General features: G+C 65.8%; 6 protein-coding genes. All 6 read right to left on the bottom strand.

The window, feature by feature from the left end:
- Position 1: 1 nt before the first annotated feature.
- A complete protein-coding gene (locus VSO01S_RS25925) occupies positions 2-400 on the bottom strand; it encodes a DUF3224 domain-containing protein (RefSeq protein WP_068645639.1) in 399 nt (132 codons plus the stop codon).
- An 87-nt stretch (positions 401-487) separates the two neighbouring features.
- A complete protein-coding gene (locus VSO01S_RS25920; protein WP_068645638.1) occupies positions 488-1474 on the bottom strand; it encodes a branched-chain amino acid ABC transporter permease in 987 nt (328 codons plus the stop codon).
- Between the two features lie 10 nt (positions 1475-1484).
- On the bottom strand, positions 1485-2360 hold the full coding sequence (locus tag VSO01S_RS25915) for a branched-chain amino acid ABC transporter permease (RefSeq protein WP_068645637.1): 876 nt from the start codon (positions 2358-2360) through the stop codon (positions 1485-1487).
- Positions 2361-2396: 36 nt separating this feature from the next.
- On the bottom strand, positions 2397-3593 hold the full coding sequence (locus tag VSO01S_RS25910) for an ABC transporter substrate-binding protein (protein ID WP_068645636.1): 1197 nt from the start codon (positions 3591-3593) through the stop codon (positions 2397-2399).
- Positions 3594-3643: 50 nt separating this feature from the next.
- A complete protein-coding gene (locus VSO01S_RS25905; protein ID WP_068645635.1) occupies positions 3644-4354 on the bottom strand; it encodes an ABC transporter ATP-binding protein in 711 nt (236 codons plus the stop codon).
- Positions 4354-5124 carry an ABC transporter ATP-binding protein gene (locus VSO01S_RS25900; RefSeq protein WP_068645634.1) on the bottom strand — a complete coding sequence of 257 codons (771 nt, stop codon included), beginning with the start codon at positions 5122-5124 and terminating at the stop codon, positions 4354-4356. Before VSO01S_RS25900 ends, VSO01S_RS25905 begins: the two co-directional genes overlap by 1 nt.
- Between the last annotated feature and the right edge of the window lie 208 nt (positions 5125-5332).

Below are 5332 nucleotides of genomic sequence, written 5' to 3'. Positions count from 1 at the left end.
GCTAGAGCTGGTACTCGAACTCGTAGAAGTGCTCGCCTTCGGCGATCTGGATCCGGAAAGTGCCGGCAATGCCAGCCAACTCACCCGTGCCGGAATCGGGCACCACCGCGATGGTCAATTGCTGGGTGCCGCCCGACATGCTGCCGCTGTGCTGGAACACGAAGCTGCCGCGCTTGCCGTGCAGTGTGCCGGTCACGCGTTCGATGGCCACGTAGCCGGCCGAGCCTTGCACGGGTGTCATGGCAGTGAGCATCTGGCCCCGCCCCGTGGCAGCCAGGTCGCCTTCGAAGCGCTTGTCGAGGGACATGCGCCCCAGCGTCACGCCGTCGGCCAAATTCGGCTCCAGCTCCGGCAGCGGCTTCACGTCGACAGCGAAGCTGCCCTTGGCGATGGAAGACATGCAATGCACTCCTTGCGCAGCGAAGGCGCAAAGCGGGCAACTGTAGAGGCCGGATGAGCCTTCGGCAACAGGCGGGCAGCAGGCCGATCAACCGCGCCGCGCGCGCCGCCGGTCGATGAAGGCGATCACCTCGCCCATCACGCCGCGCCGGAAGGCCAGCACGCACACGACGAAGATCAGGCCCGTGACCATGGTCACCGACTCGCCCAGCGTGTTGAACCAGTCGACGCGCGTGAGATTCGCCATGAAGGCGCCGAAGTCGCCGACCTTGTTCTCCAGCAGCACCACCACCGCCGAGCCCACCAGCGGGCCGCTGAGCGTGCCCAGGCCGCCCACCAGGGTCATCAGGATCACGTGGCCGGACGAGGTCCAGTGCACGTCGCTCAGCGTGGCAAAACCCAGCACCAGGGTCTTGAGCGAACCGGCCAGGCCCGAGAGCGCGGCCGAAATCACGAAGGCCAGCAGCTTGAACCGGTTGACGTCGTAGCCCAGCGAGATGGCGCGCGCCTCGTTCTCCTTGATGCCCTTGAGTACCTGGCCGAAGGGCGAATGCACGGTGCGCGCGATGAGCAGGAAGGCCGCGACCACGATGACCAGCGCCACGTAGTACATGGTGAGGTCGTTGCGCAGGTCGACGATGCCGAAGAGCTTGCCGCGCGGCACGCTCTGCAGTCCGTCCTCGCCGCCGGTGAAGGGTGCCTGCAGCGCGACGAAGTAGATCATCTGGGCCAGTGCCAGCGTGATCATCGAGAAATAGATGCCCTGGCGCCGGATGGCCAGCCAGCCGAACACCAGGCCGAGCATCGCGCCCACGGCCGTTCCGGCGATGAGCGCCAGCTCGGGCGTGAAGTGCCAGACCTTCAGGCTCTGGCCGGTCATGTAGGCCGCGCTGCCCAGGAAGGCGGCATGGCCGAAAGAGAGCAGGCCCGTGTAGCCCAGCAGCAGGTTGAAGGCGCACGCAAACAGCGCGAAGCACAGCACCTTCATCACGAAGACGGGATAGAAGCCGATGAAGGGTGCCACCAGCAGGGCCAGCAGCAGAACGCCATAGATCAGGAGGGAAATCTTCTTCATGGCTTGTTGCTTACTTCTCGCTGCCGAACAGGCCCGCCGGTCGCAGCAGCAGCACCACCACCATGATGACGAAGACCACCGTGGAGGAGGCCTCCGGATAGAAGACCTTGGTCAGCCCTTCGATCACACCGAGTGCCAGCCCGGTGAGGATGGCGCCCATGATCGAGCCCATGCCGCCGATCACCACCACGGCGAACACGATGATGATGAGGTTCTGCCCCATCAGCGGCGAGATCTGGATGACCGGCGCCGCCAGCACGCCCGCGAAGGCCGCCAGCGCCACGCCGAAGCCGTAGGTGAGCGTGACCATCAACGGCACGTTGACGCCGAAGGCTTCGACCAGGCGCGGGTTCTCGGTGCCGGCGCGCAGGTAGGCGCCCAGGCGCGTCTTCTCGATGGCATACCAGGTGGCGAAGCACACCACCAGCGAGGCGATCACCACCCAGGCACGATAGTTGGGCAGGAACATGAAGCCCAGGTTGGTGCCGCCCGAGAGCAGCTCCGGCGTGTTGTAGGCCAGGCCCGACACGCCGTACACCGAGCGGAATCCGCCTTCGATGAGCAGCGTGAGGCCCAGTGTGAGCAGCAGCCCGTAGAGGTGGTCGAGCTTGTAGATCCAGCGCAGCAGCAGCCGCTCGATGAGCACGCCGAACACGCCCACGATGAGGGGCGCCGCCACCAGCATCACCCAGTAGTCGACGTTGAAGTAGTTCATCGCCATCCAGCTGAGGATGGCGCCCATCATGAACAGCGCGCCGTGCGCGAAGTTGATGACGTTGAGCAGGCCGAAGATCACCGCCAGCCCCAGGCTCAGGATCGCGTAGAACGAACCGTTGACCAAGCCCAGCAGCAGCTGGCTCAAGAGGGCGGGCAGTGAGATGCTCATCGGACTGGACTGTTCTTCTTCAACGCGGGCCTGGGCTTACTTCCACAGCGCGCAGGTGCTTTCTTCCTTGGTGGTGTAGACCTGGTCGCCCGGCACCTTCTTGATGATCTTCAGCAGGTCCCACGGTCCCTTCGACTCGGAAGGCTTCTTCACCTCGGCCAGCAGCATGTCGTGCACCATCCGGCCGTCGGGGCGGATCACGCCCTTGGCATAGAAGTCGTCGATGGGCGTCTTCTTCAGGTGGGCCATGACCTTGTCCGCGTCGGTGCTCTTCACCGCTTCCACCGCCTTCAGGTAGGCCATGGTGGCCGAGTAGTCGGCAGCCTGGATGTCCGAGGGCTTGTTCTTGGTCTTGGCCTCGTAGCGGGCCGCCCACTTGCGCGAGGCGTCGTCCGCGTCCCAGTACCAGCTGGTGGTGTGCAGCAGGCCCTGGGTGGAAGCCAGGCCCAGGCTCTTCACGTCGGTGAGGAACACCAGCAGGCCGGCCACCTTCATCGACTTGTCGATGCCGAATTCCTTGGCCGCCTTCATCGAGTTGATGAAGTCGCCGCCCGCATTCGCCAGGCCCAGCACCTGCGCCTTGGAGTTCTGCGCCTGCAAGAGGAAGGACGAGAAGTCCGACGCGTTGAGCGGGGCACGAACGCCGCCTGCCACGGTGCCGCCCTTGGCCTTGACCACCTTGGCGGTGTCGGCTTCCAGCGCATGGCCGAAAGCGTAGTCGGCGGTCAGGAAGAACCAGCTCTTGCCGCCGGTGTCGACCACGGCGCCGCCGGTGCTCTTGGCCAGCGCCACGGTGTCGTAGGCGTAATGCACGGTGTAGGGGCTGCACTGGGCGTTGGTCAGTGCCGAGGTGGCCGCGCCGTTGGTGAAGAACACGCGCTTCTTTTCCTGCGCCACCTTGGCGGTGGCCAGGGCCACGCCGGAGTTGGTGCCGGCGAAGATCATGGTGGCGCCGGCGGTGTCGATCCATTCGCGGGCCTTCGAGGCCGCGATGTCGGGCTTGTTCTGGTGGTCCACCGACAGCACTTCCACCGGCTGGCCCAGCACCTTGCCGCCCATGTCTTCGATGGCCATCTGAATCGCGGTCAGGCCGCCCTTGCCTTCCAGGTCGGCATACAGGCCCGACAGGTCGCTGATGTAGCCGATGACGACCTTCTCCTGCGCCTGCGCGGCCTGCGTTGCCAGACCGGCGGCGGCGAGCACGAGGGCGAGGTGTTTGAGCTTGAATCGCATGGGAGTCTCCTGGGTTGGTGGTGGTCGATCGATCGGGGCGGGCTAGGGCCCTAGACGCCGAGCAGCTCGTTCAGCACGGGCATCTTGGCGTCCAGCTCCTTGGCGCTGAAGGCTTCCACCATGCGGCCGTGCTCCATCACGTAGAAGCGGTCGGCCAGCGGCGCGGCGAAGCGGAAGTTCTGCTCCACCATCACGATGGTGTAGCCCTTGGCGCGCAGGGTCTGGATGGTGCGGGCCAGCGCCTGCACGATGACGGGGGCGAGGCCTTCGGAGATTTCGTCCAGCAGCAGCAGCTTGGCGCCGGTGCGCAGGATGCGCGCCACGGCCAGCATCTGCTGCTCGCCGCCCGACAGGCGCGTGCCGGGGCTGGCGCGGCGCTCGGCCAGGTTGGGGAACATCTCGTAGATTTCGGCCACCGACATGCCCTGGCCCATGCCCTTGAGCACCGGCGGCAGCATCAGGTTTTCCTCGGTCGAGAGGCTGGCGAAGATGCCCCGCTCTTCCGGACAGTACCCCACGCCCAGGTGCGCGATGCGGTGCGTGGGCATGTGGATGGTTTCGACGCCGTTGATCCTGATGCTGCCCTTGCGCGAGCCGGTCAGCCCCAGGATGGCGCGCATGGTGGATGTACGGCCCGCGCCGTTGCGGCCGAGCAGGGTCACGACTTCGCCGTGCTGCACCGTCATGTCGACACCGTGCAGCACGTGCGACTCGCCATACCAGGCCTGCAGTCCGCTGATTTCGAGGGCAGCCGCGGACATCAATGCGCTCCTTGCAGCTGGCCGTCGGTGGTGCCCATGTAGGCTTCCATCACCTGCGGGTTGGTCGAGACCTGGGCATAGGGCCCTTCGGCCAGCACCGCGCCGCGCTGCAGCACCGTGATGGTATCGGCAATGGTGGAGACCACGCTCATGTTGTGCTCCACCATGAGGATGGTGCGGCCCGCCGATACCCGCTTGATGAGTTCCGCCACGCGCTGCACGTCTTCGTGGCCCATGCCCTGCGTCGGCTCGTCCAGCAGCATGAGCTCCGGCTCCATGGCCAGCGTGGTGGCGATTTCGAGCGCCCGCTTGCGGCCGTAGGGCAGATTCACCGTCTGTTCGTCCGCCAGCTCGCGCAGGCCGACCAGCGCCAGCAGCTCGAGCGCGCGGTCGTTCAGCGAATCGAGGCTTTTCTCGCTCTTCCAGAAATGGAAGGACGTGCCCAGCTGGCGCTGCAGGCCCAGCCGCACGTTTTCCAGCAGCGTGAGGTGCGGGAACACCGCCGAGATCTGGAAGGAGCGGATGATGCCGCGCCGCGCGATCTGCGCCGGCCGCTCGCGCGTGATGTCGTGGCCGTTGAACAGGATGGTGCCTGTGGTGGGCTCCAGGAACTTGGTGAGCAGGTTGAAGCAGGTCGTCTTGCCTGCCCCGTTGGGCCCGATCAGCGCGTGGATGGAGCCGCGCTGCACCGACAGGTTGACATTGCTGACGGCAGTGAAGCCCTTGAATTCCTTGGTGAGCTGGCGTGTCTCAAGAATGGCATCGCTCATGTGTGGCGACCACCTTGGAACGTTGGCAGAAATTCGGTCATGCGGCTCATGCGGAAGGGGCGCGCCGAACCCCGGCGCGGACCGCATTTTTGGCAGGCCCCGGGTGAATTTCCTACTGGGGCAAATGCCTATGCTGCAGCGCACCGACGGCGCGCGCCGCACGGCGGCGCGAGGCCGTGCGACCGATGGCCGTCAGTGGGCGCCGGCT

The organism is Variovorax soli NBRC 106424 (genome assembly GCF_001591385.1).
Lineage (GTDB): Bacteria > Pseudomonadota > Gammaproteobacteria > Burkholderiales > Burkholderiaceae_C > Variovorax > Variovorax soli.
This window is presented reverse-complemented; position numbering and strand designations above follow the sequence as displayed.

Bases quoted from the DNA above. Each gene is read 5' to 3' on its own strand.
- VSO01S_RS25925 (WP_068645639.1), bottom strand. From the start codon at position 400: ATGTCTTCCATCGCCAAGGGCAGCTTCGCTGTCGACGTGAAGCCGCTG.
- VSO01S_RS25920 (WP_068645638.1), bottom strand. From the start codon at position 1,474: ATGAAGAAGATTTCCCTCCTGATCTATGGCGTTCTGCTGCTGGCCCTG.
- VSO01S_RS25915 (WP_068645637.1), bottom strand. From the start codon at position 2,360: ATGAGCATCTCACTGCCCGCCCTCTTGAGCCAGCTGCTGCTGGGCTTG.
- VSO01S_RS25910 (WP_068645636.1), bottom strand. From the start codon at position 3,593: ATGCGATTCAAGCTCAAACACCTCGCCCTCGTGCTCGCCGCCGCCGGT.
- VSO01S_RS25905 (WP_068645635.1), bottom strand. From the start codon at position 4,354: ATGTCCGCGGCTGCCCTCGAAATCAGCGGACTGCAGGCCTGGTATGGC.
- VSO01S_RS25900 (WP_068645634.1), bottom strand. From the start codon at position 5,124: ATGAGCGATGCCATTCTTGAGACACGCCAGCTCACCAAGGAATTCAAG.